The sequence below is a fragment of the Saccharospirillum alexandrii genome, from assembly GCF_043641555.1.
Classification (GTDB): domain Bacteria; phylum Pseudomonadota; class Gammaproteobacteria; order Pseudomonadales; family Natronospirillaceae; genus Saccharospirillum; species Saccharospirillum alexandrii_A.
Genome location: NZ_JBHZRJ010000002.1, coordinates 211,598 through 237,901 on the forward strand (window position 1 = coordinate 211,598; position 26,304 = coordinate 237,901).

26 protein-coding genes are annotated in these 26,304 nt (G+C 57.0%); 10 read left to right on the forward strand and 16 right to left on the reverse strand.

What is annotated here, in order from left to right:
• Window positions 1-46: 46 nt before the first annotated feature.
• The 6 genes from ACHUE7_RS06800 (at window position 47) to cysG (ending at window position 7,946) form a co-directional block, all read left to right on the forward strand.
• Window positions 47-2,389, forward strand: a complete 2,343-nt coding sequence (locus ACHUE7_RS06800; protein WP_394169311.1) for a DNA translocase FtsK — start codon at window positions 47-49, stop codon at window positions 2,387-2,389.
• A 51-nt stretch (window positions 2,390-2,440) separates the two neighbouring features.
• Entirely contained in the window at window positions 2,441-3,079 is a 639-nt protein-coding gene (gene lolA / locus ACHUE7_RS06805) for an outer membrane lipoprotein periplasmic chaperone LolA (protein ID WP_394169312.1), read from the forward strand.
• Between the two features lie 5 nt (window positions 3,080-3,084).
• Window positions 3,085-4,398, forward strand: a complete 1,314-nt coding sequence (locus ACHUE7_RS06810) for a replication-associated recombination protein A (RefSeq protein WP_394169313.1) — start codon at window positions 3,085-3,087, stop codon at window positions 4,396-4,398.
• Window positions 4,399-4,434: 36 nt separating this feature from the next.
• Window positions 4,435-4,827: a fluoride efflux transporter CrcB gene (crcB, locus tag ACHUE7_RS06815; RefSeq protein WP_394169314.1), complete on the forward strand. Its 393-nt coding sequence runs from the start codon at window positions 4,435-4,437 to the stop codon at window positions 4,825-4,827.
• A gap of 85 nt (window positions 4,828-4,912) precedes the next feature.
• The gene (gene serS, locus ACHUE7_RS06820) at window positions 4,913-6,202 is read left to right on the forward strand and encodes a serine--tRNA ligase (protein WP_394169315.1); all 1,290 of its coding nucleotides are present in this window, start codon (window positions 4,913-4,915) and stop codon (window positions 6,200-6,202) included.
• A gap of 352 nt (window positions 6,203-6,554) precedes the next feature.
• Window positions 6,555-7,946 (forward strand): siroheme synthase CysG, encoded by a 1,392-nt coding sequence (gene cysG / locus ACHUE7_RS06825; RefSeq protein ID WP_394169316.1) that lies wholly within the window; start codon window positions 6,555-6,557, stop codon window positions 7,944-7,946.
• An 83-nt stretch (window positions 7,947-8,029) separates the two neighbouring features.
• On the opposite strand, the gene ACHUE7_RS06830 is transcribed toward cysG, so the two are convergent.
• The 7 genes from ACHUE7_RS06830 to ACHUE7_RS06860 all read right to left on the reverse strand — a co-directional run bounded on the left by ACHUE7_RS06830 (window position 8,030) and on the right by ACHUE7_RS06860 (window position 11,578).
• Window positions 8,030-8,245 (reverse strand): hypothetical protein, encoded by a 216-nt coding sequence (locus ACHUE7_RS06830; protein WP_127555396.1) that lies wholly within the window; start codon window positions 8,243-8,245, stop codon window positions 8,030-8,032.
• A 165-nt stretch (window positions 8,246-8,410) separates the two neighbouring features.
• The gene (locus tag ACHUE7_RS06835; RefSeq protein WP_394169317.1) at window positions 8,411-9,391 is read right to left on the reverse strand and encodes a glycosyl transferase family protein; all 981 of its coding nucleotides are present in this window, start codon (window positions 9,389-9,391) and stop codon (window positions 8,411-8,413) included.
• Window positions 9,392-9,419: 28 nt separating this feature from the next.
• On the reverse strand, window positions 9,420-9,752 hold the full coding sequence (locus ACHUE7_RS06840) for a TusE/DsrC/DsvC family sulfur relay protein (protein WP_394169318.1): 333 nt from the start codon (window positions 9,750-9,752) through the stop codon (window positions 9,420-9,422).
• Between the two features lie 50 nt (window positions 9,753-9,802).
• Complete coding sequence (locus ACHUE7_RS06845; protein ID WP_394169319.1) at window positions 9,803-10,066, reverse strand: hypothetical protein; 264 nt, start codon at window positions 10,064-10,066, stop codon at window positions 9,803-9,805.
• On the reverse strand, window positions 10,066-10,455 hold the full coding sequence (locus tag ACHUE7_RS06850; protein WP_394169320.1) for a DsrE family protein: 390 nt from the start codon (window positions 10,453-10,455) through the stop codon (window positions 10,066-10,068). Before ACHUE7_RS06850 ends, ACHUE7_RS06845 begins: the two co-directional genes overlap by 1 nt.
• On the reverse strand, window positions 10,452-10,841 hold the full coding sequence (gene tusD / locus ACHUE7_RS06855; RefSeq protein ID WP_394169321.1) for a sulfurtransferase complex subunit TusD: 390 nt from the start codon (window positions 10,839-10,841) through the stop codon (window positions 10,452-10,454). Before tusD ends, ACHUE7_RS06850 begins: the two co-directional genes overlap by 4 nt.
• A 68-nt stretch (window positions 10,842-10,909) precedes the next feature.
• Entirely contained in the window at window positions 10,910-11,578 is a 669-nt protein-coding gene (locus ACHUE7_RS06860) for a Bax inhibitor-1/YccA family protein (protein WP_394169322.1), read from the reverse strand.
• Between the two features lie 355 nt (window positions 11,579-11,933).
• On the opposite strand from ACHUE7_RS06860, the gene ACHUE7_RS06865 reads away from it, so the two are divergent.
• Entirely contained in the window at window positions 11,934-12,563 is a 630-nt protein-coding gene (locus tag ACHUE7_RS06865; RefSeq protein ID WP_394169323.1) for a TetR/AcrR family transcriptional regulator, read from the forward strand.
• Here ACHUE7_RS06865 and ACHUE7_RS06870 read toward each other — a convergent pair.
• A complete protein-coding gene (locus ACHUE7_RS06870; RefSeq protein ID WP_394169324.1) occupies window positions 12,560-13,351 on the reverse strand; it encodes an enoyl-CoA hydratase-related protein in 792 nt (263 codons plus the stop codon). The genes ACHUE7_RS06865 and ACHUE7_RS06870 overlap by 4 nt on opposite strands.
• 119 nt (window positions 13,352-13,470) lie before the next feature.
• Entirely contained in the window at window positions 13,471-16,131 is a 2,661-nt protein-coding gene (locus tag ACHUE7_RS06875; protein ID WP_394169325.1) for a helicase-related protein, read from the reverse strand.
• Between the two features lie 243 nt (window positions 16,132-16,374).
• Between ACHUE7_RS06875 and ACHUE7_RS06880 the strand changes: the two genes are divergently transcribed.
• Complete coding sequence (locus ACHUE7_RS06880; protein ID WP_394169326.1) at window positions 16,375-19,290, forward strand: insulinase family protein; 2,916 nt, start codon at window positions 16,375-16,377, stop codon at window positions 19,288-19,290.
• Window positions 19,291-19,357: 67 nt separating this feature from the next.
• Here the strand turns inward: ACHUE7_RS06880 and xthA are convergent, their stop codons facing one another.
• On the reverse strand, window positions 19,358-20,197 hold the full coding sequence (xthA, locus tag ACHUE7_RS06885; RefSeq protein ID WP_394169327.1) for an exodeoxyribonuclease III: 840 nt from the start codon (window positions 20,195-20,197) through the stop codon (window positions 19,358-19,360).
• A 125-nt stretch (window positions 20,198-20,322) separates the two neighbouring features.
• On the opposite strand from xthA, the gene ACHUE7_RS06890 reads away from it, so the two are divergent.
• Entirely contained in the window at window positions 20,323-20,925 is a 603-nt protein-coding gene (locus ACHUE7_RS06890) for a thymidine kinase (RefSeq protein WP_394169328.1), read from the forward strand.
• A 4-nt stretch (window positions 20,926-20,929) separates the two neighbouring features.
• On the opposite strand, the gene ACHUE7_RS06895 is transcribed toward ACHUE7_RS06890, so the two are convergent.
• Both ACHUE7_RS06895 and ACHUE7_RS06900 read right to left on the reverse strand, forming a co-directional pair.
• Window positions 20,930-21,676 (reverse strand): SOS response-associated peptidase family protein, encoded by a 747-nt coding sequence (locus ACHUE7_RS06895; RefSeq protein WP_394169329.1) that lies wholly within the window; start codon window positions 21,674-21,676, stop codon window positions 20,930-20,932.
• 36 nt (window positions 21,677-21,712) lie between these two features.
• Window positions 21,713-22,333 carry a hypothetical protein gene (locus tag ACHUE7_RS06900; protein WP_394169330.1) on the reverse strand — a complete coding sequence of 207 codons (621 nt, stop codon included), beginning with the start codon at window positions 22,331-22,333 and terminating at the stop codon, window positions 21,713-21,715.
• A 200-nt stretch (window positions 22,334-22,533) separates the two neighbouring features.
• On the opposite strand from ACHUE7_RS06900, the gene ACHUE7_RS06905 reads away from it, so the two are divergent.
• Window positions 22,534-22,992, forward strand: a complete 459-nt coding sequence (locus ACHUE7_RS06905; RefSeq protein ID WP_394169331.1) for an ATPase — start codon at window positions 22,534-22,536, stop codon at window positions 22,990-22,992.
• 254 nt (window positions 22,993-23,246) lie between these two features.
• Here the strand turns inward: ACHUE7_RS06905 and ACHUE7_RS06910 are convergent, their stop codons facing one another.
• The 4 genes from ACHUE7_RS06910 to ACHUE7_RS06925 form a co-directional block, all read right to left on the reverse strand.
• On the reverse strand, window positions 23,247-24,134 hold the full coding sequence (locus tag ACHUE7_RS06910) for an FAD:protein FMN transferase (RefSeq protein WP_394169332.1): 888 nt from the start codon (window positions 24,132-24,134) through the stop codon (window positions 23,247-23,249).
• A gap of 62 nt (window positions 24,135-24,196) precedes the next feature.
• The gene (locus tag ACHUE7_RS06915; RefSeq protein ID WP_394169333.1) at window positions 24,197-25,501 is read right to left on the reverse strand and encodes a DUF3570 domain-containing protein; all 1,305 of its coding nucleotides are present in this window, start codon (window positions 25,499-25,501) and stop codon (window positions 24,197-24,199) included.
• A gap of 12 nt (window positions 25,502-25,513) precedes the next feature.
• Window positions 25,514-25,726, reverse strand: a complete 213-nt coding sequence (locus ACHUE7_RS06920) for a DUF4266 domain-containing protein (protein ID WP_394169334.1) — start codon at window positions 25,724-25,726, stop codon at window positions 25,514-25,516.
• Between the two features lie 12 nt (window positions 25,727-25,738).
• Window positions 25,739-26,287, reverse strand: a complete 549-nt coding sequence (locus ACHUE7_RS06925) for a TlpA disulfide reductase family protein (RefSeq protein WP_394169335.1) — start codon at window positions 26,285-26,287, stop codon at window positions 25,739-25,741.
• Window positions 26,288-26,304: the final 17 nt, after the last annotated feature.

The following is a 26,304-nucleotide window of genomic DNA, read 5'->3' on the forward strand; positions in this document are numbered from 1 at the left end:
ACCTTACAGCCAAACATGACCGACACACTAGACAGGTAACTTCGATTTGACGCAAAAGAACGCTTCGGCACGCAAGGAACTCTCACGAGCGCGTGACGACCACAGAGTTCTGGATGTAAAACAGCGCTTGCTGCACGAGGGCAGTTTACTGCTGTCTCTGGCGGTGGGCGTCTATCTGCTGATTGCTCTGGCCTCTCACCATCCGTCCGACCCGGGCTGGGCCTATTCCGGTGCGGGCGAGGGCGTCCGCAACATGGCGGGCACGGCTGGGGCCTACCTGTCGTCATTGCTGTTCAGCCTGGTCGGTGGTCTGGCCTATGGCTTGCCGGCCATTTTCCTGTTTAGAGCCTGGGCAACGTTTCGCGATCGCAAGGCCGGGCTGCACTGGAACCCGCTGTTGATCGCCATCCGCACACTGGGCTGGGCGCTCTTTGTCTGTGTCAGCAGTGCCCTGGCAACGGTGCATATTGCCAGCAATCAAACTGCAAGCGCCGGCGGCTGGCTGGGCATTGAGCTTTCAGAGTGGATATTCCCGATTTTGGGCATGACCGGTACGACCCTCTTGCTGGTCGTTCTGTGGTTCATCTCGCTGACGCTGGCCATGAATGTCTCCTGGTTGCGGTTGATGGAGCGCATAGGCCGATTGCTGTTTTCAGGCGTCACTGCGTTGCGTGACAGCCTGCAGTCGCGCCGCCGCCGTAAGGCGGAAAAAGCCCAGGTCAGGCAGGTGGTTGAAACCCGTAAGGCCAATCTCGACATTCAGATCGAGAAACAGTCGAAGCGCAAGCCGCCTCAGATCAAGCCGTTGCAGCCCAAAGTCACTGAGCCCAGTGAACGCATGCAGAAAGAAAAGCAGCAACCGCTGTTTACCGGGGGCGACTCAAATACCCCGCTGCCGGCTCTGAGCCTGCTGACTTCTGGCGAGCACGACACCAATAATGGCTACAGCCAGGAAGCGCTGGAAGCCATGTCACGCATGCTGGAAATCAAACTCAAAGACTTCAATGTCGATGCCGAGGTGACCGAGGTAGCCCCCGGTCCGGTGATTACCCGGTTTGAGATTCAACCAGCCGCCGGCATCAAGGTATCGAAAATATCAAACCTGGCAAAAGACCTGGCGCGGTCGATGGCGCTGGTCAGTGTTCGGGTGGTAGAGATCATTCCCGGCAAAACGACTGTGGGTATCGAGATCCCCAATGAAAAACGCGACATTGTGCGGCTGAGCGATGTTTTGCAGTCCAGCGCCTACGACAAAGCCAAATCAGCGCTGACGCTGGCCCTGGGCCATGACATCGGCGGTGCCCCGGTTGTAGCCGATCTGGGCAAAATGCCGCATTTGCTGGTCGCCGGTACCACCGGGTCCGGTAAGTCGGTCGGCGTGAACTCCATGCTGTGCAGCCTGCTGTTCAAGGCAACACCGGAGGAGGTCAGGTTAATTCTGGTCGACCCCAAGATGCTGGAATTGTCGGTTTATGAGGGCATTCCCCATTTGCTCACGCCGGTGATCACCGATATGAAAGACGCGGCCAATGGCCTGCGCTGGTGTGTTGCCGAGATGGAACGTCGCTACAAACTGATGTCGAAGGTTGGGGTGCGCAACATCGCCGGGTTCAACAAGAAGGTTGAAGATGCCCGGCGCGACGGTGAACCATTGCTCGACCCGCTCTATGAGCCCTTTGACACGCTTGATCCGCACGCACCAACACCGGAACTGGAAACTCTGCCGTTTATTGTCGTGGTGGTCGATGAATTCGCCGACATGATGATGATTGTCGGTAAGAAGGTGGAAGAACTGATCGCCCGGCTGGCGCAAAAAGCCAGGGCGGCGGGTATTCACCTGATTCTCGCCACCCAGCGGCCCTCGGTGGACGTGATTACCGGTCTGATCAAGGCCAACATTCCCACCCGCATAGCGTTTCAGGTGTCTTCCAAGATCGATTCCCGGACCATTCTGGACCAGGGCGGCGCCGAGCAGCTGCTGGGCCACGGCGATATGTTGTATCTGCCGCCGGGCACCGGTTTACCGGTTCGGGTGCACGGTGCCTTTGTCGACGACGATGAAGTTCACCGCGTGGTGGCCGAGTGGAAGAAGCGCGGTCAGCCCGACTACATCGAGGAAATTCTCTCCGGCGGCGAAGCTGATCTGCCGGGAGTTCCCTCACTGGACGATGGCGAGGACAACCCCGAAAGCGACCCGCTGTTTGATGAGGCAGTGGCCTTTGTAACCCAAAGCCGCAAAGCCTCGATTTCTTCAGTACAGCGTAAATTACGCATTGGCTACAACCGGGCCGCTCGTCTGGTTGATACGATGGAGGCCGCCGGGATTGTCAGCTCGGCCGGCCACAATGGCAGCCGGGAAGTGCTGGCACCACCCCCGCCAGCGGGGTAACTGGTTGATATTAACCGCCTGTTCATAGCTAGTGGCTCAGGAGAGCGATTCATGTTGACATTTTTTGCCCGGTCCGGCGTTGCGGTGCTGCTCAGTTGGGCAGCCATTACGCCCCAGGTTCACGCCGATGACGCCGCCCGACAGCGTCTGATCGATCTGCTGCAGTCGACGGAAACCCTGCAGGCAGAGTTTCGTCAGGAGACTTATGCCGATGGTGAGCTGCGCGGCGACCAGGCTCGGGGTATTATGAAGATTGCGCGCCCGCTCAAGTTTGTCTGGGAGGTATCTGCGCCCTACGAGCAATCCGTCATTTCCGATGGTGAGACACTCTGGGTTCATGACCCGGACCTGCTGCAGGCGACCTACCAGCCTGTTACCAATCAATTGCAGGAATCGCCGGCGATGATCCTCAGTCAGCCCGAATCCACGCTGAGAACCTCCTACGATGTCACAGAGGCGGCGAACGAGAGCCTGACGGCCTATCGCCTTTACCCTCTGGATGAAGACGCTGTCTTCGAGGACATGACGCTGCTGTTTGAAAACGGCCGCATCAGCGAACTTCGGCTCAGTGACAACCTGGGGCAGGACACCCGTATCACCTTCAGCAACGTTGAAACCAACCTGACGCTGGATGCCGCGGACTTTGAGTTTACCCCGCCTGAGGGCACCGACGTCTTCGAACAGATGTAACCCTCATGGCCGACCTGTTCAGCGCAACCGAGTCCAACCCCTTCGCACCTCTGGCGGAGCGGATGCGACCCAAAACCCTGGCTGGCTACATCGGCCAGTCGCATATTCTGGGACAGGGGCAACCCCTGCTCAGGGCCATTGAGCAGGATCAACTGCATTCGATGATTTTCTGGGGCCCGCCCGGCGTTGGAAAAACCACCCTGGCGCGGTTGCTGGCGCATTCAACGTCGTCGCGGTTCGAGGCGCTGTCGGCGGTTCAGTCTGGCGTTAAGGACATCAAAGCTGCTGCTGAACGGGCTCTGCAAGCCAAGGCCGAAGGGCGGCGTACCTTGCTGTTCGTCGATGAGGTGCATCGCTTCAACAAAGCCCAGCAGGATGCCTTTCTGCCTTACGTTGAAGACGGCACCTTCATTTTTGTGGGGGCAACCACCGAAAACCCCAGCTTTGAACTCAATGCCGCACTGCTGTCTCGCGCCCGGGTCTATCCGCTCAAGCCTGTCTCGCTGGACGACATGGCCGCCTTGCTTGACCAGGCCCGGGGGCAAGACAGCGCGGTCGCAAAGCTGGCAATTGATGGCGACGTTCAGCAGCGGCTGTTTGCCCTTGCCGATGGTGATGCCCGCCGTTTCTACAATTTGCTTGAGTTATCGGCGGATCTCTACGCCGATGAACCAGACGGTTTGACTCTAGAGCGTTTGTCGCAGTTAACCCAGGGCCAGACTCGCCGGTTCGACAAGGGCGGCGATGCGTTTTACGACCAGATCTCGGCCATGCACAAGAGTGTTCGCGGCTCTTCGCCGGATGGTGCGCTGTACTGGCTGTGCCGCATGCTCGACGGCGGCTGTGATCCGCTTTATATCGCGCGCCGACTGGTACGTATGGCCAGTGAAGACATCGGCAATGCCGACCCGCGCGCCCTGTCCCTGGCTATGGATGCCTGGCAGGTTCAGGAACGCCTGGGCAGCCCGGAGGGGGAGTTGAGTCTGGCTCAGGCCGTGGTCTATCTGGCGTGTGCACCCAAAAGCAACGCCGTCTACAAGGCGTTTAACGAGGTGATGGCCCGGGTTCAGTCCGATCAGAGCCATGAAGTACCGGTGCATTTGCGCAACGCGCCCACAGCGCTGATGAAAGAGCTGGGCTACGGCCACGACTACCGCTACGCCCACGATGAACCCCATGCCTACGCCGCCGGCGAGCACTATCTGCCCGAAGCGCTGGTTGATCAGCGCTTTTATCAACCAGTGGATCGCGGGCTGGAGAAGAAAATTGCCGAGAAACTGGCCTTTTTGCGTGATCTGGATGAACAGCATCGGCAATAATGCGGGTACCGTGAGATCAGCAGGGAGTGTGAATGCATGTCGATACCCTTAAGCCACTGGTTGGCCATCGCTCTGGGCGGCAGTCTGGGCGCCATGGGCAGATTCTGGGTGGTTACCTTCTTTAACCGTCTACACGGTAGCCATTTCCCGCTAGGTACCTTCACCGTTAATGCGGTTGGCAGCTTTGTGATGGGGCTGGTCTTTGTGGTGCTGATGCTGCGCTTCACCGGAACCGATACACTCTGGCACCGGTTGCTGCTGGTCGGCATTCTCGGGGCCTTTACCACCTTTTCCAGTTTTGCTCTTGAGAATCTGGTGTTGCTGCAACAGCAGCAGTACTGGATGGCACTCGGTTATACCTTCGCCAGTATCCTAACCTGCCTGGCCGCCGCAGCGCTGGGCTTTGGGGTGGGTAAGCTGGTATTCTAGGCGCCCGCCGAACGGGAATCAGAACATGCGTATCCCAATGGCGATCTACTAACTCCCAATCGACTCTAACAGGACAGAAACGCCCATGCTGGACATAAAACGGCTGAGACAGGACATCACCACGCTTGCTGATCAACTTCGGGTGAAACACTACGAACTCGATGTGTCGGCTTTCGAGTCCCTGGAGTCGAGCCGCAAGTCCGTTCAGGTCGAGACCGAGCAGCTGCAGGCGGAGCGCAAGAAGGCGTCAAAGCAGATCGGGCAGCTGGTCGGGCAGGGCATGTCGGTCGACGAGGCCAAGGCTCAGGTACAGAAGACACTGGATACCATTGCCGAGCAACTGGGTGCTAAAGAGGCAGATCTGAAGCAGATTCAGGCACAACTGGACGACCTGCTACTGGGCATGCCCAATGTGCCGGATGCTGCCGTGCCCGAGGGGAAGAGCGAAGACGACAATGAAGAAGTGTCGCGCTGGGGCACGCCGCCTGAATTCGATTTTGAGGTAAAAGACCACGTCGACCTTGGCGCCGTCTCAGGTGGTCTGGATTTCGAGCGCGCGGCCAAGCTGACCGGCAGCCGTTTTTCGGTGATGAGCGGCGGCATTGCACGGCTGCACCGGGCTCTGGCTCAGTTCATGCTCGACACCCACGTTCAGGAGCACGGCTATCTGGAAACTCAGGTGCCCTTCATTGTGAACCAGGAGTCTTTGCTGGGAACCGGCCAATTGCCGAAGTTCGAAGAAGATCTCTTTAAGTTGAATACCGATCATGCCAGCAATTATTATCTTATTCCGACCTCGGAAGTGCCGCTGACCAATCTGGTGCGCGATGAGATCCTCAGCGAAGCTGAACTGCCGCTCAAATTTGCGTCTCACACTTCCTGCTTTCGCTCAGAGGCAGGCAGCTACGGGCGAGACATCCGTGGCATGATTCGTCAGCATCAGTTCGAGAAAGTCGAGCTGGTACACATCGTGCGCCCTGAAGAATCGATGGACGCCCTGGAAACGCTCGTAGGCCATGCAGAGAGCATTCTGCAGCGTCTGGAGTTGCCTTACCGGAAAGTTCTACTGTGCGGTGGTGACCTGGGCTTCGGCGCCGCCAAAACCTACGATCTGGAAGTCTGGCTGCCCGCCCAGCAGGCCTATCGGGAAATCTCCTCATGCTCGAACATGACTGATTTCCAGGCCCGCCGCATGCAGGCCCGCTACCGCAACCCGGAAACTAACAAAACCGAGCTGGTACACACCCTCAACGGTTCGGGCCTGGCAGTCGGCCGGACTCTGGTCGCGGTATTGGAGAACTACCAGACGGCAGAAGGGCGTATTCGGGTGCCAGAGGCTCTGAAACCCTATATGGCTGGGCTTGAGTTAATCTGATTAGATGGTTCTGTGGCACCCTGGCGTTGAGGTTGCTCTCGGCTCGGTGGCTGAATAATCGTGCCAGCCACCGGGTAGACCCATCTGGGGTCGGGCGGAGTGCCGCCCACTTAACCCGTCCATGGGGCCTAGACCGCAGCATCCCTGCTGCGGACTCCCCCAGATGGGTCTACCCGGTGGCCAGCACTTGGTTTTGTACCTCGTTTTACTTAAATCGAACAATATCCGGGTTTTTCTCGGTACTAATTGACTGACCCAACGGCGGGTCTAACACCGGCATCAAAAAGCCAGTGCCCGCCGTGTCGGGCCCGGTGAAAGCTATGAGTGTCGGGTTCTTATTCTAGGAGTGGTCATGCAATATTTTCCGTTGTTCCATAAGTTATCCGATAAGACCATTCTGGTGGTTGGCGGTGGGGATATTGCGGCGCGCAAGATTCACCTGCTACAGCGATCCGGGTGTCGAATTCAGGTGGTGGCTCCTTCAATTCTCCCGGTAATTGCCAACAACCCAAATTGCCACTGCGAATGGCGGGTTTTTGACCCGGCAGACATCGATGGTAAGGCGCTGGTCGTCAGTGCCACGGATATCGAGTCAGTGAACCAGCGTGTCTCTGCGGAGTCGCGCGCGCGCGGTGTGCTGGTCAACGTGGTCGATTCCCCTGAGCTGTGCGATGTCATTTTCCCTTCTCTGGTCGATCGCGACCCGCTGATCATTGCCATTACTTCCAGTGGCCAGGCACCGGTGTTGGCACGCTCGGTGCGGGCGAAACTGGAGAGTACGATTCCAGCAAGTTATGGCCACCTGGCACAATTGGCATCTCGCTTTCGCAATGCCGTTAAGAAACGCTTTACCAGCCTCGATGACCGGCGTTACTTCTGGGAGAAGGTGCTGGGTGGCACGGTGGCCGAGCATGTTTATGCCGGTCGGATGGAGCAGGCTGAGCATCAGCTAAAGGCGATGATTGATGCCCCTGGTGATGAGCAGCATGGCGAAGTCTACCTGGTTGGGGCCGGGCCTGGTGATCCGGACCTGCTGACCTTCAAGGCGCTGCGGCTGATGCAGCAGGCCGATGTGGTGCTCTATGACCGACTGGTCTCGGACGCCATTATGGACCTCGTGCGACGGGATGCAGAACGACTTTATGTGGGCAAGCAGCGGTCCGAGCATGCGGTACCGCAACAGGATATCAATCAGCGTTTGGTGGATCTTGCCCGTGAGGGCAAGAAAGTTCTGCGACTGAAAGGCGGTGACCCCTTTATCTTTGGCCGGGGTGGTGAAGAGATCGACTTGCTGGCCGAGCATGGAATTCCGTTTCAGGTGGTTCCGGGTATTACCGCGGCTTCAGGCTGCTCAACCTATACTGGCATTCCGTTGACTCACCGAGACTATGCCCAGTCGGTGCGTTTTGTCACCGGACACTTAAAGGATGGCAGTCTGAATTTGCCCTGGAGTGAGCTGGCAAGCCCCCAACAGACCGTGGTGTTTTACATGGGGTTGATGGGGCTGGAGAAGATCTGCAACAAGCTGATTCAGCACGGTCGCTCGGCTGACACTCCGATCGCGCTGGTACAGAAGGGCACGACGCCGGAACAGCGGCTCTGGGTCGGTACCCTGGCCACTTTGCCGGATCTGGTGCGTGAAGACCCGCCTCAGGCGCCTACGCTGATCATTGTGGGCGAGGTGGTGTCGTTGCACGAGCGTCTGAATTGGGTGGGCTCTACGGTGACCGTCAATCAGGCATGATGGCTGATCGGTCATGCCCGCCAGTTTGACTGGCAGGCATCGTGGTCGCCACAGCTGATTTCAGGGTTCTGGAGCCGATCTGATCAGTGCGACAGGAAGACTGCAGCAGAGACCGAAGCGATGCCGCTGATCAGCGGGGCCAGGCCGTAGCCGGCAGACGATACCGGTAGCAAACCCAGAATGGCCGCGCCCAGTACGGCAATGGCAGCCGACACCAGTGTAATGCCTATGAAGAAGACGGCACCCATCAGTACTTTCAGTTGTTGGGCGTTTAAATGCAGGGGTAGGGGTTCGGTCATAACTACAGCCTCCGAGCGTCGCTTTGAATCACAGTCTTGGGTACTGCGCTCACTTTTGGTGCGATATCGGCGGTTTTTTAAGGTAATAACCCCCGATACAGGGGTTATCTCAAGATACGTGCCACTTTTATCACTCTGCTAACAGGCTTAAGGCGACTTTGATGGTTAGAGAGTGACCGACCGTTGCTGCCAGAGTCTTTCCGCTTTCTCGCGGGCCTCCCGGAGTGAGACTTCATCAGCAACCATCAGTACCAGGGCCATGGTGTCCTGAATGGCGGCCAGGCTGTAATCCGACTCAGCCTCGCCCGCCCAGGTTGACTGCAACAGCGCCATTGAGGGCTCGTCCGGGCGCACCGCCCGTTTTGGCAGTCGCCTGGGTACCTCTATTTGCTTCGGATGCTGCGGGCAATGAACCAGCACGGTTGTATCCGAATCCGGTCTGACTTCAAATTCGCCACAGTCACCTTTGAGAACAACGTTATGGGAATCACCCAGTAAGCCTGCGGTGTCGTGGTGCAGGGCTTTATAGCTGGGGTGAAACATGCCTTGCACCGTAACCCGTGCGCCGGTCGGGTTCATGTTGCGAACCAGGGTATTGACCGGTGAGCGTAACCCCAGTTCCCGTTTCATATCGATGATGTGCGACAGAGTAGGGGCAAAGCTGACCAGCGGACAGTAGACCATAGCGTGGTCCCGGCTCAGTCTGGCCGCTTCCTGCCACGAGGCTGCAACGGGAATGCCCAGCGCGTCGCACACCTGGCGGGCATACTGGCGCCCGGCCGTATGTTCACCACCGCCGTGCATGAAAACCGTATAGCCGCCCTGCGCCAGCGCTTTGGCCGCTAACACATACCAGGAAGGTTGGCGGCGTTTTCCAGCGTAGGCTGGCCAGTCGATCCGCATGGGTTGGCCGGCCCATTGCTCGAGTTCATCGCGTACCGCCTGAGCCATGCCGGCCAGCTCTTCCGACGTTTCTTCCTTAACGCGCATCAGCATCAACAGGGCACCCAACTGCGCCTGGGTTTCACGCTGATGCCAGATCTCCTGCATGGCAAAGTGGGCTTCTTCACGGCTCAGCGATCGGCTGCCGTTCTTACCCCGGCCCAGGGCCCGGATCAGGTCGGCAAACTTCAGGGTATCTGTCATGGTTTATCCAGCGGTGGCAATAAATGGATTACAGGCAGTTTTTGGGCTTGGGCAGGCCGGCTAGCAGAGCCAGCATACGGGCCGGGCTTTCGCCAAAACGCTGCATCAGGAAAATGCTGTTGCCCACCTCGGCCCCGAACCGGGCTTTCAGATGCTTCACCAGAGGGCGCATGGCGGGCGACAAGTCGTATTCAAAGTAGAATTCACGCAGTGATTCAACAATGGCCATATCCTGGTCGGTCAGCGAGAGCCCTTGCTGACTGGCGATATCGAGGCACCAGTCTCGCGTCCAGTGCGTTGCATTGAGCAGAAAGCCAAGATGGTCGGTCTCTAAGCTGGCCGTCAGTGTTCGTTCATTCATCTCGTTTACTCAGGTTTTCTGTGGTGTTGAGCGGGCTTCACGGGCTGGCTTTACCAGGTCAGTTGTGGCTGATGTTCAGCGATCAGATCGGCCCATTCCTGATCGCTTATGACCGCCCAGTCCGGGTGGCGCTGGCCGCCCAACGCATCGGCATCGGCCTGGCGGATACAGCCCCGGGCAGGCGTCGGGTTGGGCTGCCACATCAGCGGGCGGGCATCTTCGCGCACCACAATGACATCTCCGGCTTGCAGCCAGAGATCAAAGAGTTCCCGTTGTGCCTCGCCAGGCACGGCAGTGATTGTCAGCAGGGCCATCAGAACACCTCCACATAGCGCGCATGGCGGAGCCAGTAAGCCAGTTGATCCAGCGAGCAAGCCTGAATGTCATCCCGGTGAATTTCCTGACCCAGAACGCGGTGTTGATGAGCGGCGCAGTAAAACAGGGCTTCACTGCCGTATAGGGGCAGTGCACTCAGTTGTTTGTTGAGGTTCTTGCTGTCAACGGGTGCCTGGTTGTCGGCCAGCCAACCCAGGCCCTGATCAAAGAATACCACCGCATGGTCGCGGTCGAAGAGCGCCAGGCTCATGACCGCTTCCAGTACTTCCTCACTCTGCCGGCCCTGGTACGGCGGACGGGTGATTAGCACCAGAGTGTCAAAATGATCTGAGCCTGGCTCAGTTGTTGAATTCGCGGTCATGTTCATCGAAAACTCACTACCTTGTCGGCTTCACCATAGCCCAGTGCCCACTGGCCCAAACCGACCAACTGAAAGGGCTCTGTGACGGTCGAGACAGGGCTTTGATAGCGTTGTGCTTCAGTGTCATTCAGTAACCCCCGGTTGGCCGAGGCCGCAATACACAGCAATAACTCGCAACCGGATTCGGCGGCGAAGTCGAGCCAGGCTTGTCTCAGGTCGATTTCATCGGAGGCTGGAGACTGAGTAATCAGACCGACATAGACGGCATCCATAAAGAAGAACACACGCTCAATCCGGTCACCCCGGGCGAAGCTAGCCCGGGCGTAGGCGAGGGCGTCCCGGTGACTCACATGGTGCCAGGGTGCTTGGTAAAGGTTCAGTTGAATGTTCATGGGCGCATCATATCACACACAAAAAAGGCCGCTTTAAGCGGCCTTTGTCTCCAATCGGTTCAACCCGGTCAGTCGTCGGACAGAGCACCGACCAGCACCAACAGGTGAACAAAGAGGTTGTAGATATCGAGATACAGCGACACCGTCGCGCGAACGTAGTTAGTTTCACCACCATTCACAATGCGGCTTGTGTCGAAAAGGATCAGCAGTGACATCAACAACACCACACCAGCGGAAATAGCCAGGCTTAAGACCGGGATCGACAGAAACAGGTTGGCCAGAATCGCGACCAGCACGACAATCATGCCAACCATGACGAAACCGCCCAGGAAGCTGAAGTCTTTTTTCGTGGTTACGGCATAAGCCGACAAACCAAAAGTGACCAGTGCCGTACCACCCAGCGCTTGCGCGACGATGGAAGGGCCATTGGCCAACGCCAGGTAAGCGGTCAGCATGGGCCCCAGACTGGCACCCATCAGGCCTGCGAAGGCGAAGGTCCAGACAATGCCCATGCTTGAGTTGTACGCGCGTGGCAGTACAAACCAGACGATGCCGATAGCGGCAAGCATCATGATCAGTGCACCACCCTGAGGCATTCCGACAGCCATGGCGATCATTGCCGTAACGGCACTGAACACCAGTGTCATCGACAACAGCAGATAGGTATTTCGTAGTACTTTATTGGTCGCCAGCGCCGATTCCGAACGCGACGTGACGGTACCTTGATAGTCAGCCATGGGCAAACCTCCATAATGTGAACCCGAATCAATAGTATAGGCCGGTTGCCGTTTTTCAAGCGATATCGCTCGCCAGCACACCAGCTATACCTGCCGTTGACAGTACAGGATAAGCCCCGGAGTGTCAGCTTCGATCGGTGTTTTTACACCCCGGTCGCTACGTTAACTGCAGGGTAGGATGCGTTCCTGTCCGACCGGGTGAAAAAGGCCTGCAAACTGGCCATAAGTCATGTATATTCTCGTTTTAAACGGTCGTTTTAAACAATCGCACGAAACCATAGGCGTCGACCGTAAACGAGTAACCAGTGACTGGGGTTGTAGTCAGCCTCGCCTTTGCCATATCCGAGACCGAACCATGAGCCAAGCCGATACCGTCACCCGCATTCTGGATTCAGCCGAAGAGCTTTTCGCTGAGAAAGGGTTTGCCGAAACCTCCTTAAGGATGATCACAACCCGGGCCAAGGTTAACCTGGCCGCGGTGAACTACCATTTCGGCTCGAAGAAAGACCTGATTCAGGCTGTTTTTGCGCGCTTTCTGAGCCCCTTTTGCAGCAAACTGGATAAAGAGCTGACCGTCATGGCGGCAGCGGTCCAGGAACCCAGTCTCCACGATGTTCTGGATGTGCTCGCCCGAACCATGCTGACCGGTGTTCACTCCACCGTTGGCACCCGTAAGCTGTCGGTCTTCATGCGCCTGCTCGGCTTGGCCTATACACAGGCCCAGGGACATCTGCGTCGTTTTCTGAAAGAGAATTACCATCAGACTTACAGCCGCTTCATTCTGTATCTGCGCGCGGCCCACCCGGAGCTCTCGCCCCGCGAAATATTCTGGAGAATTCATTTCGCCATCGGCGCCTGCGTGTTCACCATGTCGAGCATTGAGGTGTTACGAGACATGTCGATGGCCGACACCGGCGAAGACTCAGGCGTCGAGGATGTGATGAATCAGTTGATTCCGTTTTTGGCGGCTGCGTTAGAGCGCTAGTCTTTTTCTGGACTAATGGTAGTAGCGCGACCATTCGCTCGCCGCTTGCGAAGCGTTTCCGACTGGGTCAGTCGGACGTCCGTTGAGCATTCGATCATGGTTTCCAGCAGGGCTTCGTCGTAGGGCTCATTGGCCACCAGGTTGAAGGTTGCCTTGGTGACTTGAAGGGAGTTCTGGCTGCGAGACAGAATGCCACGCGCCAGCACGGTGGCGATCGCTTCCAGTTCATCGCCGGGTACCAGCCGATGCACCAGCCCCAGGCGGGTTGCGGTGTAAGCATCCATGATTTCCCCGGTCAGTGAGTAATATTTGGCGGCGCGCTCGCCCAGAGCCTTGGTCAGATAGGGGCTGCTGAGCGCAGGCACCTGGCCAAACAGCGACTCGGTAATACAGAACGAGGTTTTTTCACTGGCCAGCACCATATCGCAACAACTGGCAATGCCGACCGCCACCGCATTCACATCGCCACGCACGGTCAACAGAACAGGCGCCGGGAACTGGTACAGGGTTTCCAGCAGACGCGACATCTGTTCGGCGTCCTGTTGGTGCTCGGCGCGGCCGACGCCTTCACGGCGTTTCAACCATTGCCTATCTGGCCCGCTGCAAAAATGCGCTCCCTTGCCACTGAGCCAAATCAGCTTCAGTGATGCATCGTCGGCCAGATCATCCAGCGCCGTGACCAGAGTGCAAATCATTTCATCGTCGTAGGCATTGCCCGTCTCGGGCTTGTTAAGAATCACCCGGGCAAGCCCATCTTCCAGACGCTCGATCAGTACGGTTTCCTTCATGGCTTTTGTTGTTCTTTTTTAGCGAAGGGTCATTTCACACTAAACCAGAAAGCCAAAGGCCGCCACTCGTTGACGGCCTTTGCTTCTGTATGTTTTGTGTATAGAGCGGGGGCGCCGGGTCAGACGGTACCCGGCGGGGCGCAAAGAATCATCCGCACACCGACTGGCTGCAACTCGACATCATCCCAGGCCTGGCGCTGCATTTCGGCCTGCATTTCGGCTTTCACCACATCCTGTTCGTTCACCAGCGGGTTTACGCTGGCCAGGTAACGCGTGCGTTCGATCTTGGCGTCACTGGCAGCCTCGTGTTCGCGGCGGGCATCCGCTACCGCAACATCGAATTGTGCCTTGGCGTGGCCCAGACCAACGTCGTAAATGGGTGGAATACGCTCTTTGGCCGATTGAATCAGCTTGCGCACCATTTTTACCGGCAACGTCTTGATCTGAGGGGCGAGCGACGCTTCCGTCAGCGCTGAAGACAGATCGGCGGTACCGCCTTCCAGGGTGAGGGTGCGCAGCAGGTTGTGATTCAGGTACGGTTTGAGCGCATGGGCAAGCCGCGGCGGAATGGCAATTTGCCACTGAACTTCCAGCAACACCTGGCCGGCCGGTACCTGTTTGGTTTCAAGCAGGGCAACACTGGCCTGACCGAGCTGGGTGCCGGACAGAATATCCATAAACCCCACGATCAGCGGGTGTTCCCAGGAGACAAAGAGCACATCTTCACGCACCAGAGCCCGTTGCCGGTCAAAGGTAATGACAGCACCGCCTTCCGGAATGCCGGGAATAACCGGAATCATCATGTTGTCTGACGGTATCAGCTCGAAAATGCCGTCATCCAGCGTCTCAAAATGCAGGTTGAGCAGGTTGGCAGCCATTTCCACGACGTTTTCCGCCGTGTTCTGTTCCAGTTCGGCGACCTGAATGGCGAGTTCGTCTGCTTCGGGTTGCCGGCAGGAATTCAGCTCCAGCATGACGTCGCGGCCGGATTCAAGCTCCCGGTTCAGTTCATCCAGCGATTGCCGGACTTCCGTCGTCAGGGCACTGTCATCCGGATTGGCGAACCAGGTGTCAGCAAAGCGCTCGTGGATGGCACCGGCGGCCGGCTGCAGCGTTTCGATACAGCCAAGCACGTCGTGATACCAGCGCAGGCGCACGGCATCGGGGCCGTCAGGCAAAAAGGGCAGGTGGATGTGAATCGTCTGGTCTTGCCCGATGCGGTCCAGCCGGCCGATGCGCTGTTCGAGTACGTCCGGGTGGTGAGGCAGGTCCCACAGCACCAGGTGATGACTGAACTGAAAATTACGGCCCTCACCGCCAATTTCTGAACACACCAGAACTTGGGCACCGTCTTCGTCTTTGGCGAAGTGGGCGGCGGCACGGTCACGTTCGATCAGGTTCAGCCCTTCATGAAAGGCGGTTGATTCCAGGCCGTGGTCATGCCAGAGATGGTGCGACAGTTCCTGGGCAACCTCTGCGGTCTGGGTTATCAGCAATACTTTCTCGGTCCGGTTGGCTTTCAGCCAGTCAACCAGCCACTGCTGACGCTGAGCTTCAGATTCTGCCGGATGGGTATGCACCTCACGCGGGAAAAAGCCTGAGACACCCCGCCGGGTGTTGCGGTAAACCACGCGGCCCGGTCCATGACGGTCCAGTACATCGGCTAGGGCGCGTCGGCTGTCGTTATGCCACTCAATACCCAGTGAAGCCAGTCGGTCGAGCAGGGCGTCGTCGATGTCGTCGTTGTACAGAGCAGTTGCAACCGAAGACAGTTCAATAAAGTGGGACTCATCGGCCTGGTAATCTTCAAAACGGGTAAAGCGGGAGGCATCAAGCAATTGCAGCCGCTGAAAATGCGCTTCCTGGCCCAATTGCTCTGGCGTGGCCGTCAATAACAGCAAATGGGGAGTTTTTCGGGCGAGCGCCACCCAGCTTTCGGTGTCATCCAGGACTTCAGCGTCATCGAGCGACAGATGATGCGCCTCGTCAACCACCAAGACATCCCATTCCTGGGCAGTAATCCAGGGCATTTCTTCGATGTCGTTCAATAACCGGTGCGGGATCAGGTGCACCTGACCCATGCCAAAATCGTGGTCTTCCGACTGATAGAACTCACAGTGCAGGGAGAAACGGCGAACCAGCTCAACCAGCCACTGTGCCTGAAGAGCATCGGGCACGGCAATCAGTACCCGACTGGCCCGGCCTTGCTGCAACAGGCGGTTGATGATCAACCCGGCTTCTATGGTTTTTCCCAGCCCCACTTCATCGGACAACAGGGCACGAACCCGGGTGCGTTCAGTCGCCTGTTTTGCCACATACAGCTGATGCGGTAGTAAAGCAGAACGAGTCCCGAGCAGGCCATTCAAGTGGGCCGACCAGATGGCCTGATGCCCGGCATTCAGGGCTGCGCGAAAATTAAACCAGTTGGGGTGGTCAGTCTGGCCGGTCATCAGCCGGGTCAGCGGGCTGTTTCTATCCAGGGTATCGGCCAGTTCGGTTTCCGGTACCATCTCGCCATCGAGCGTTTCATACACATGGAGCCCGTTGAGATCGTGCACCGCCTTAACTTCCGCCTTGCGCTGATCGCGGCGCTGGAATTCCTCGCCGCGCTCGAAGCGGATGCGGGTCAGGGGAGGCTGGCGCAGCGCATAGCAGCGCTCATCGTCGACAGCAGGGAAATAGAGAGTGACAGTGCGCGCATCGGTACCTTGCACCATTCCGAGCCCAAGCTCGGGCTCACCATCAGCCAGCCAGCGCTGGCCCTGTATAAAGTCTGACATGGCGTCCTCGTATCCCCAAAAGGGCCGCTATTCTACGGAATCTGTCGAGTCATGAAAGAGATAACCGCGAATTGGCGTGATTCGATGACTTTCAGTCTAGTAAAACAACGTCTGTTTGTCGGATTCACCAGAGCGATAGCCTGGTTCGATGGTCATAAGAGTGCAAAATCATGCATTTGGGGCTTGCCAGTTGGCCCCATTGCCCCATTATTAGGGGTACATTAATCAAGGTATTTTCGCTGTATGACTCTTAATGCGCACACCGCTTTCGACGCCATCGAATCCCGCACCATCGACTCACTGAATGTGACACTGGAACATTACCGGCATCGCAACACCGGAGCCGATCACTTTCACATCAGTTCCGATAACCCCGAGAATGTCTTTATGGTGGCGTTGCGCACCATGCCCAAGGATTCCTCAGGTGTAGCGCACATTCTTGAGCACACGGCGTTGTGTGGCAGCGAGCAGTTCCCGGTGCGTGACCCGTTTTTCATGATGACACGACGATCGCTGAATACCTTTATGAACGCCATGACCAGTAGCGACTGGACGGCTTATCCGTTTGCCAGTGAGAACGATCAGGATTATGAAAACCTGCTCAGCGTCTATCTGGACGCGGTGTTTTTCTCCAACCTCAACGAACTCGACTTTCTGCAGGAAGGGCACCGTTTGGAGTTCACCGAGCCCGACAACCCGGCTTCACCGCTGACGTTTAAGGGAGTGGTGTTCAATGAAATGAAGGGCGCCATGAGTTCGCCGGTCAGTCAGTTGTATCAGGCGGCCAAACACTACCTGTTTCCCAACAATACCTATCACTTCAACAGTGGCGGCGACCCGGAGGCGATTCCGGATCTGACCTATGAAGATCTGAAGGCTTTCTATAAAACGCATTACCACCCCAGCAACGCGACCTTTTTTACCTTTGGTAACCGCCCGGCTGTGGACGTACAAAAGCGGGTTCACGAACAGGCGTTGCACCGCTTTGAAGCGCTCGACCATAAACTGTCGGTGCCCTTGGAGCGGCGCTATAATTCGGTTTTGCGGGTTGAGAATGCCTATGCTGCCGAACCCGGTGATCTTAGCGGTAAAACACACCATGTTATGGGTTGGTTACTGGGCGAATCGACTGATTTGCTTGGGCAGCTGGAAGCCCACCTGTTGAGCGATGTGTTGCTCGATAACAGCTCTTCACCGTTGCGCAAGGCACTCGAACAGACCGACATCGGCAGCAACCCGTCGCCGATGTGCGGCCTAGAAGACTCGAACCGGGAAATGATGTTTCTCTGTGGTCTGGAAGGCAGTGAGCCTGAGAAAGCCGCCGATTTTGAGCGTCTGGTCATCGAAACGCTTGAGCAAGTAGAACAAACCGGTGTCCCCTATGAAGACGTGGAAGCCATGCTGCATCAGCTGGAATTGTCGCAGCGCGAAATCACCGGTGACAGCGCGCCCTATGGTCTGCAACTGATCTTCTCGGTCATTGGGGCGGCCACCCATGGCGGTTCGGTGATGGAGTCACTCGACATTGACCCGACTCTGGCCATTCTGCGCGAGCGCAGCCAGGACCCGGCTTATATTCCAGGCCTGATTCGCAAGCTGTTGCTCGATAACGTACATCGGGTTCGTCTGACTCTGCGGCCCGATGCGGAACTTCACCAGCGTCAGCTCGATAACGAAGCGGCCCGCCTGGCCCGCATTCAGGCGAGTCTGACCGATGAAGAAAAACAGCGACTGGTCGAGCAGGCCAGCAAGTTGAAGACCCGGCAGGAACAGGAAGACGATGTCGGCCTGTTGCCCAAGGTAACGCTGGCCGACGTTAAGCCCGATGTAAAACGCATCGCCCCGGCTGCCAGCGACGACATTACTCGTTATACCGCCGGCACCAATGGCATTGCCTATGAACAATGGTTTGTACCGCTGCCAACCTTAACTGCCGACGAACTGGCACTGCTACCGGTCTATACCGCCTTGCTCACCGAGATTGGTGCCGGCGATAAGGACTACCTGGCTATGCAGCAATGGCAGGCCGCCCGCACTGGCAGTGTCAGTTTCTACAGCCAATTCCGTAACCCGCTGGAAAGCGCCAATGAAGTCGCCGGCTATGTGGTGCTTTCAGGGCGGGCCCTGGTTCGCCATGTCGATGAGCTGACCCAGATACTGACTCAGCACTGGTCGGCGCCGCGTTTCGATGAAAGCGCTCGTGTCTTTGATTTGCTCAAACAACTGAGTGCGCGGCGTCAGCAAAGCGTGACCGGTCAGGGCCATGTGCTGGCCATGCAGACCAGCAGCGCCTTCCATACCCGTGCCAGTGCACTGACCTACGATATGGGCGGCTTGCCCGCCATTCGTCGGGTGAAGGGCTGGGTCGATGCCTTTTCTGATGACCAGACAGCGCTGAACGAGTGGCTGGCCGGCATTAGCAACCTGCATCAGAAGATTCAGCAACAGCGTTCTCATGCGGTGTTGATCGCCGAACCCGGCGAACTGGACTCGCTTACCGGAGTGCTGAGAGAGCAGGGGTTGCAAAACCGGGAATCTAACCTTGAGCCAACCACCCAGACAGCCGACTGGCTGATGCCCAAACAGAACACCGCCTGGAGCGTTAACACTCAGGTGAATTTCTGCTCAGCGGCCTATAGAACCGTGATGCCGGGTCATGAAGATTCAGCACCCTTGACGGTTCTTGGTGGCGTACTGCGCGATAACTTCCTGCACCGGACAATCCGTGAGCAGGGCGGAGCCTACGGTGGTGGGGCGTCGCACGACAGCAACACCGGCACCTTCCGCTTTTACTCCTACCGCGACCCGCGCATTGAAGGCACGCTGGACGATTTCCGCGCCAGTCTCGACTGGGTAACCGGGCAGGGCGTTAACCAGGAGCAGGTCGAATCCTCGATTCTGGGTGTCATCAGCTCAATGGATAAGCCCGGTTCACCGGCCGGTGAAGCCAAGCAAGCCTTTCAGAACCGACTTTTCGGACGCTCCGATGAGTTCCGCAAAGCCTATCGTGAGGCCTTGCTGGGCGTAACAGCGGCCGACGTGAAACGCGTTGCCGAGACGTACTTTGATGAGGGTAATGCCTCAAAAGCCGTGGTTACCGATCGCAAGCATGCGGATGAGCTGGCCGGAAAAGGTTTTGAAGTAGAATCGCTGAGTTAGGCGACGGCGAAACAGTGACGTCTTTAGGAAACAGAGCCGCCGTAAGGCGGCTTTTTCGTTTATACAATCACAGTGCCAGATGGCCCAGGGTCAAATCCAGATCCAGCCAGACCGGAGCATGATCTGAAGGCTTTTCCAGACCCCGGGTCTCGTAATCGATGCCAGCGCCTGTAATTAGTGGTACCAGCGGCTGGGAGACCATAATGTGGTCGATGCGCAGGCCGCGTTTGGGGTCATCTTCAAAGCCTCGTGAGCGGTAATCGAACCAGCTGAAGCGGTCGTTGGTGTCTGGATACAGGTGGCGGTAGCTGTCAGTCAGGCCCCAGGTGCGCAGCTTCTCGAACCACGCCCTTTCCTCCGGCTGGAAAGCCGATTTGCCTTCGCGCAGCCAGCGCTGGGCGTTTTTCTCACCAATGCCGATGTCTTCATCCACCGGTGCGATGTTGAAATCGCCCAGGATGACCAGCAGGTCGTCGGGCTTGGCTTCGGTTTCCAGCCATTGCGTCAGATCGGCATAAAACTTCCGTTTGGCGGGCCATTTGGTCTCGTGGCCGACGTTTTCGCCCTGAGGGAAATAACCGTTGATAACCGTCAGATGCCGGCCCTCTGTGAGTGGGTGATGGGTGATGATCAGGCGTTTCTGATCGTCTTCGGAATCGCCGGCAAACCCCCGTTGAACCGTTTGAGGCGGTTCTGCCGTCAGGGTGGCAACGCCATAGTGGCCTTTCTGGCCATGGGTCACCGACCCGAAGCCGGAAGCCGCTTCGACCGCCGGGTGCGGGTACATATCGTCGTGTACCTTGATCTCCTGCAGACAGAGGATATCCGGCTTTTGCCGGTCGCGCAGTGCTTCCAGTTGATGAAGTCTGGCACGTATGCCATTGATATTGAACGAAATGATGCGCATGGCTGCCCTGTTCCCGATGAGTTCCCGAATTCATGAAATCGCCCGTTTTACCTATAACGACGATCAATCGCACGCTATTATTCCCCCTCAACCGCTGTATTGAAACCCCGGATCAGGATGCCCCCATGGCTCAGCTCTATTTTTACTATTCAGCAATGAATGCTGGAAAATCCACCTCCTTGCTGCAATCGGAATACAACTACCGGGAACGTGGCATGACAACGCGTCTGCTGACGGCGCAAATTGATCAGCGCTATGGGGCAGGGCGCATCAGTTCGCGCATCGGCCTGGAAAAAGCCGCCGACACCTTTACCGAAACGACCGATCTGAAAGCCTGGTTTGCCGCATTTGAGGGTCATACCGATTGCATTCTGGTTGATGAGGCCCAGTTTCTGACCACCGAGCAGGTTAACCAGCTCTCCGATCTGGTGGATGAAGCCGGGGTGCCCGTGCTGTGTTACGGCATTCGTTCCGACTTTCTGGGCAACCTGTTCCCGGGTTCAGCCCGTTTGCTGGCACTGGCGGATAAACTGAATGAACTGAAAACGGTTTGCCACTGCGGGCGAAAAGCCATCATGGTGGCCAGGCTGGATGAACACGGCCAGGCAATCAGCGAGGGGGATCAGGTTGAGATTGGCGGAAACGACCGGTACGTGTCGATGTGCCGAAAACACTATAAAGAGGCCGTTAAACCTGCCTGGTCAGGTTCCATTTCATCTACACGGTAGTCAATTAAACCTGTGGAGCCCGCAGTATTAGAGGCTCTTCGGGAATCAAATCAAATTCCTGGTCATTAATAGCCTGTACTTCGACGTCGACCCGAACCTCGGTCTGCACAAACAGAGACTCGAATTGTTCGTGCCTGAGCCGGGGGTTCATCCAGTCCTCCAGCTCATCCGGTCGCAGAACCAGTGGGAACGACTTGGCGTGAACATCCAGAAACGCCGGGTGCGGGGGCAGGGTGATCACACCCACCGACACCTTGGGGTTACCTTCAGCGTCCAGCCAGTGTTTGCACAGGGCACCAAGCAGCATCAATTCCCCGGGCCTATGGATCCAGTGGCGTTGTTTGGATTGGGGCCTGGGCAGATGTTGTCGCTCTTCAGCCGACAAGTCGGAATAAAGCCGGCCACCGGAGTAGCGCGGTTGCCACTCATAGAATCCATCGGTAATAACGACCGCCCGGTAACTTTTAGGCGCCATCTGGTGCAGAGGGGATTTCAGAATCTGCCCAGAACGGCAGTTGAAGGTGTTCCAGCGCGTATCCGGCAACAAGGTATCGGGGTCCAGCTTCAGCCACCAGGTGGCCGCCATCAGCCGCGGCCCTTGCTTCGTTGGCACCAGGGCCAGCACGTCATCGGTTGGCCGGCATTCGCGTTTGTTGAGAACCGAGCGGATTTCCGCCTCCGAATAACCTGCCAGCCCCAGTAACGGGTCGAGCAGGGGGAAATCGGAGACGTTATTGATGGCGCCGCACATCGTGTCACCTCAGTCGTTGCAGGGGTGTCTGGTCTATTAGCGTCCCGGTGTCCGGTTAACCAGGGTTTGCAACACATCATAGCCCACCACTTCGGGAACATAACGGTACAGAGTGCCGTGTTCGGTTGGGTTGAGCATCAGAACGGTGTCGGCCAGGTTGGGCTTTTTGGGTTTGGGGGGGCGCACCCGGCCTTTCTGAATGGGGGCTCTAACCGGTGGTTTGACTTCGGACAGGAGCGCAAAGTCGAAGACCGAGCCATCGTTAAGCGTAATCCAGCAGTAGTAATTGGGGCGAGCGCCTGAATCTGCTGATTTATAGGCTTCGATGATCGCATTGGCCGCCACATTGCTAACCAGATGTTTGCCGCGACGCACCAGGTTGCCCAGGGTGACTTCATGTTCAAAGCCCGCTTCGGTCAGGGCGCTACTGGCGGCCAGGCAAATCTCGGGCGCGTTGCGCAACGGGTCTTTTGAAGTAAAGGTCAGGGCATTTCTGGCCGCGACACCCAACATCATGCAACGTTTCAGCTCGGCCGTCTGCAGCGGTTCTCCGTCGTATGACAACGCCTTGTGGGGGAGGTTGTTGTCAGTAGACTTTTGCTCTGCGTTCAGAATCAGCTCGCGGTAATTGATGGTCTTGTTCAAGCGGTCGTTCAAACAGTCACTCCTGGTTGGTCGGTCATCCCGGTGCGGGCTGGCGAGTATAGCAGTCCGGGCCGGGTTACCCTAAGCGTGTGTCATGGCAGGAAGACTTCGTTTTCTGGCAACAGAGCGTCAAACATGGACCGCTGACGGTTGAAATTGGTGCATCGACATGCACATGGGTAGTACCAGCCATACATGAGTGGGAGCACATTTTGGACATCAAAACGTTTGAAGATCTGATCGACTGGAGTCGTGAGTTACACCAGCACCTGAGCCGTTGCATGACAGACAGTGCCCGGTCTCAGCCTGACGATAGAGCCAGGGCCTTACTCGAATATCTGGCCGATCACGAAAAAGCGCTGGAACAGATGGTGGGTCGTTTTGAGCAGGAAACGGATCAAAAGGCATTGAAAACCCATGTTTATGATTATCTGTCGAATGGACCGGTCAAGTCGCACAGAACCTGCACCGTGCCGTATGCCGAGCTCGACTATGAAGCCATCTGTCGCGAGGTTTTCGATTATCACACGCAACTGATCAATCTGTATCACAGCCTGATTGGCAAGGCCGAAACGGCCACCTCGCGCGAGTTGATGATGTCGCTTCTCGAACTGGAAGAGCACGAAGCCATGCGGCTGGCCAAACAATTGGATACCGGCCGCGCACTTTAAAGCAAAAGCAGCATTCGTTCGTTATCAGGAGAATCCCGGGTTGCTGAAGCCAGATCAAAGGCGGTAAGACCGGGATGAAACCAGGGAAGGTAGTTGGGCTGGGTTATCCTAAGTAACTATTTCCTGTAATCTTTATTACAGGAAATAGTGATCAATTGAATATAACGCCCTTAAATAAGCTTTTTTACACCGACTATCCGTTAACCCCATTTTAATGCCACGTCTGTATCACGACGCGTAACATCGTCACCTGATCATTCACTAATGACCCAATGCGGCAAACCGATACTATTAAGGTACTCAGCTGCGGACGCACCTTGCAGCATGGCGAGGCTAGCAACGAGACCGCTTTGAATGCAACTGGGCGCAGCCACAGTGACGGATCTCGGGGCTTGTTCGATTGGCCAGCCAGTCTTGGGATCCAGTAAGTGGCTATAGCGTTTGCCATTTCGCAGCAGATACCGACGGCTATCGCCCGATGTTGCTAATCCTCCGCGCCACAATTCGAGCAATAGCGGCTGTTGGTCATCTTCATGTGGCGATTCCACGCCTACGCGCCAGGGTTGCTCCGGCGCTCGTGGTCCATTACAGGCCAGATCACCTCCCAGATTGATGAGCATACCAGACTGACGCCAGCGCGCCGGGATGGCTTTCATACACAAACCCAGGGCCCGGTCTGCGGCGTATTCCTTACCAATACCACCGAAATCCAGCTCCATGCCCTCAGGCAGCGTCAACGAACCGCCCGCGACTTCACCCGACGAATCCACTGTTCCGCTGAGCCAAGTGACTCTCTGCCAGCCGATTAGGGGCAAGAGCGCTTTAATGGCGTCATCGTCAGGCAGACGATCGCTGCCATCAAAGGTCCACACGCGTCGCAATAGCCCAGAGGTCACATCAAACCGGCCGCCTGAAAGCCGCCACGCCTGGTCGGCAAAGTTCAATAAACGGGCTGTTTCGGCATCGACCCGCTGAGCCTGCCCCGGCCGGCTGTGCAATGCCGCGAACAGGTTGTCCGGGCGGTAACGGCTGTATCGCTGTTCGATGCGCCAAACTTCAGCCGCAGCCAACCGGGCTAGGCGCCCTGCCAGCTCAGCCTGCTCAAATGGCAACGCCAGCAGGATCTCGCAGGAGCTGGCCATGGCATCAAAGTGCCCTGTCCATAGGTCGCCCTGCCATCTGACGCTTACCTGCCGCGAGATCATTAGAACGACACGCCAACCGTCAACATCAATGCTGTCATATCCGGCAAATCAGCCGCATCGGCAGGCGTGACATCGGACTCAACGTCGCGAGGCATTTGCCGATAGGCTGCCAGTCGGGTGTAGACCTCCCGATCGTCCGTAAAGCGATAGCCGTAGCGCAGGCCCAGTGTCCAGGCATCGAAATCACCCAGACGGTAGTCCGCGGTCAGGGCTTGCGGGTCTTCTGCCAACTGCGCCGTGGTGACGTACGGCTGGTAGGCGTCAACGGCGGACTGACGATACCAGCGTACCTGAGGCTCCAGATACTGGTTGGCAAAGCGCCATCGGTATTTCAGATCCAGGGTGTGCGAATCCAAGCCCCAATCGTCAAACAAATAGCGATAGCTGCCTTCGATGATGTCATCATTCGGCGCCTGGTACTTGGTCTGCCAGAATACGGCTTGCTTCAACCGGCTATCCGGTCGGGCTTCGTACCGGTAGCCTTGTACAGTGCCGCCAGCCTGGTCGTACACACTGACCAGTTTATAAGGATCGGTCTGGTAGCCATCACTTAAGCTCAGGCTGTAGTTGAACTGCATCAGGGTGCGTCGATCGATGATCTGGGTGACGCCAAGCACCAGATCAAGGATTTGCTTGTCGGCCGTAGACCCATCTCGACTGTTGGCAAAATCAGACGAAAAGGTAGGACTCCCCCACTCTGCGACTTCACTCAGCCCCACAGGCACACCACCTTCCGGGTTGACTGTGTCCAGTGACAGGTTGGAAGCGACGGTTAAGGTTGTGTTTTTCTGGTTAAAAAAGCGCGAAATGCTGGCATTAACCCCTCTGGATTGATAATCGTGCTCAGCTGAATACTGAAGCCCTCCTGAATAACTCCAGTCCCGCCCCAGCGGAGCAGACCATTGTGCGGCAACGGTTGTGCGCTCATCATGAAACGTATCATCGAGCGGCAGCTCGCCGCCGGCTACCGTATAACGCCCTTTACCGGATGGACGGGTAAAGGTCTGCGGCTGGTCATCGGTCATGGCACCGTTAGGTGACGCGCCGGTCAGCGAATCAAATGTCAGTTTGAGGTTCAGGCTGGTCTCGGTATCGAAGTTGCGTGTTGCACCGACCACAGCTTCGGTCGCCTGCACCCGATTATCGCTTTCAACATACTGCAACAGGGCAGCATCGAAGTCCCATTTCTCCAGTTCACCGGCTGCCGCCTGATTGGGTAGGCCATACAGGACGGCGCAACCGATGGCGGCCAGCATACTGGCCAGTTCAGCACCTTGCGCGGGGCGGGTGTTGGTGTGAGTCATTGATCGTCGCTCCTAGTTGCAACCACAGCCGCCGCCGCCAAAACCGCGACCTCCGCTGCTGCCTTCTTTACTGAAATACACGTGATCATCGAGTGATGCTTCGATTGGATCACTGACCAGCTGCATATCGGTCTGCGCCAACAGATCCCGCTCCCAGGGCTTAACCCCCAGACTCGAACAGCCGGCGAGCAGCAATATCAGCGTTAACATAATCAATGGCTTCATGGTGGTACTCCCCTACTCTGCCAATAGTTGTTGAATGCTGGCTTCATAGTCATCGGCCCGGCTTGCATGGAACCCAGTGTGGGTAGCCCGGATGCGCCCCTGACGATCAAGCAGATAACTGGAAGGCATGCCGATCAGGCCAAAGGCTTCCGGGAGACGAGCATCCGGGTCGCGCGCCAGGGTAAAATTAGCCGGCACTGTTTTTAGAAAGGATTCAGCTGCGGCGGCGTCCTGATCCAGGTTAATACCCAGCACTACCAGGCCATCGTCCTGATAACGTTGCTGAATCGTGTTCATCCACGGAAAGGACTCGCGGCAAGGGCCGCACCAGGAAGCCCAAAAATCAACCAATACCACCTGCCCCTGCAATTCGGCGAGACTAAGCTCACCACCGCCTATTTCAGTCAGATTGAAGTCACGCATTGGCGCTAATTCAGATTTATTGACCGGTGTAATATCAGCCGCCTGGGCCGACATCAGTGGGAGCAGGATCAGTGCCAGAGAAATGGCAGCTCGCCGCACAATAGAAGACGACGGGATTTGAACAGAGCGAAACATCATGGCTTACCTCGTCATGG

Coding starts and splice junctions, on each gene's coding strand:
- ACHUE7_RS06850 (WP_394169320.1), bottom strand. CDS start 10,455: ATGAACATGACCGCGAATTCAACAACTGAGCCAGGCTCAGATCATTTT.
- ACHUE7_RS06860 (WP_394169322.1), bottom strand. CDS start 11,578: ATGGCTGACTATCAAGGTACCGTCACGTCGCGTTCGGAATCGGCGCTG.
- tusD (WP_394169321.1), bottom strand. CDS start 10,841: ATGAACATTCAACTGAACCTTTACCAAGCACCCTGGCACCATGTGAGT.
- ACHUE7_RS06925 (WP_394169335.1), bottom strand. CDS start 26,287: ATGATGTTTCGCTCTGTTCAAATCCCGTCGTCTTCTATTGTGCGGCGA.
- serS (WP_394169315.1), top strand. CDS start 4,913: ATGCTGGACATAAAACGGCTGAGACAGGACATCACCACGCTTGCTGAT.
- ACHUE7_RS06895 (WP_394169329.1), bottom strand. CDS start 21,676: ATGTGCGGCGCCATCAATAACGTCTCCGATTTCCCCCTGCTCGACCCG.
- ACHUE7_RS06870 (WP_394169324.1), bottom strand. CDS start 13,351: ATGAAGGAAACCGTACTGATCGAGCGTCTGGAAGATGGGCTTGCCCGG.
- lolA (WP_394169312.1), top strand. CDS start 2,441: ATGTTGACATTTTTTGCCCGGTCCGGCGTTGCGGTGCTGCTCAGTTGG.
- crcB (WP_394169314.1), top strand. CDS start 4,435: ATGTCGATACCCTTAAGCCACTGGTTGGCCATCGCTCTGGGCGGCAGT.
- ACHUE7_RS06915 (WP_394169333.1), bottom strand. CDS start 25,501: ATGACTCACACCAACACCCGCCCCGCGCAAGGTGCTGAACTGGCCAGT.
- ACHUE7_RS06910 (WP_394169332.1), bottom strand. CDS start 24,134: ATGGCCAGCTCCTGCGAGATCCTGCTGGCGTTGCCATTTGAGCAGGCT.
- ACHUE7_RS06835 (WP_394169317.1), bottom strand. CDS start 9,391: ATGACAGATACCCTGAAGTTTGCCGACCTGATCCGGGCCCTGGGCCGG.
- ACHUE7_RS06875 (WP_394169325.1), bottom strand. CDS start 16,131: ATGTCAGACTTTATACAGGGCCAGCGCTGGCTGGCTGATGGTGAGCCC.
- ACHUE7_RS06920 (WP_394169334.1), bottom strand. CDS start 25,726: ATGAAGCCATTGATTATGTTAACGCTGATATTGCTGCTCGCCGGCTGT.
- ACHUE7_RS06810 (WP_394169313.1), top strand. CDS start 3,085: ATGGCCGACCTGTTCAGCGCAACCGAGTCCAACCCCTTCGCACCTCTG.
- ACHUE7_RS06880 (WP_394169326.1), top strand. CDS start 16,375: ATGACTCTTAATGCGCACACCGCTTTCGACGCCATCGAATCCCGCACC.
- xthA (WP_394169327.1), bottom strand. CDS start 20,197: ATGCGCATCATTTCGTTCAATATCAATGGCATACGTGCCAGACTTCAT.
- ACHUE7_RS06840 (WP_394169318.1), bottom strand. CDS start 9,752: ATGAATGAACGAACACTGACGGCCAGCTTAGAGACCGACCATCTTGGC.
- ACHUE7_RS06865 (WP_394169323.1), top strand. CDS start 11,934: ATGAGCCAAGCCGATACCGTCACCCGCATTCTGGATTCAGCCGAAGAG.
- ACHUE7_RS06845 (WP_394169319.1), bottom strand. CDS start 10,066: ATGGCCCTGCTGACAATCACTGCCGTGCCTGGCGAGGCACAACGGGAA.
- ACHUE7_RS06890 (WP_394169328.1), top strand. CDS start 20,323: ATGGCTCAGCTCTATTTTTACTATTCAGCAATGAATGCTGGAAAATCC.
- ACHUE7_RS06830 (WP_127555396.1), bottom strand. CDS start 8,245: ATGACCGAACCCCTACCCCTGCATTTAAACGCCCAACAACTGAAAGTA.
- cysG (WP_394169316.1), top strand. CDS start 6,555: ATGCAATATTTTCCGTTGTTCCATAAGTTATCCGATAAGACCATTCTG.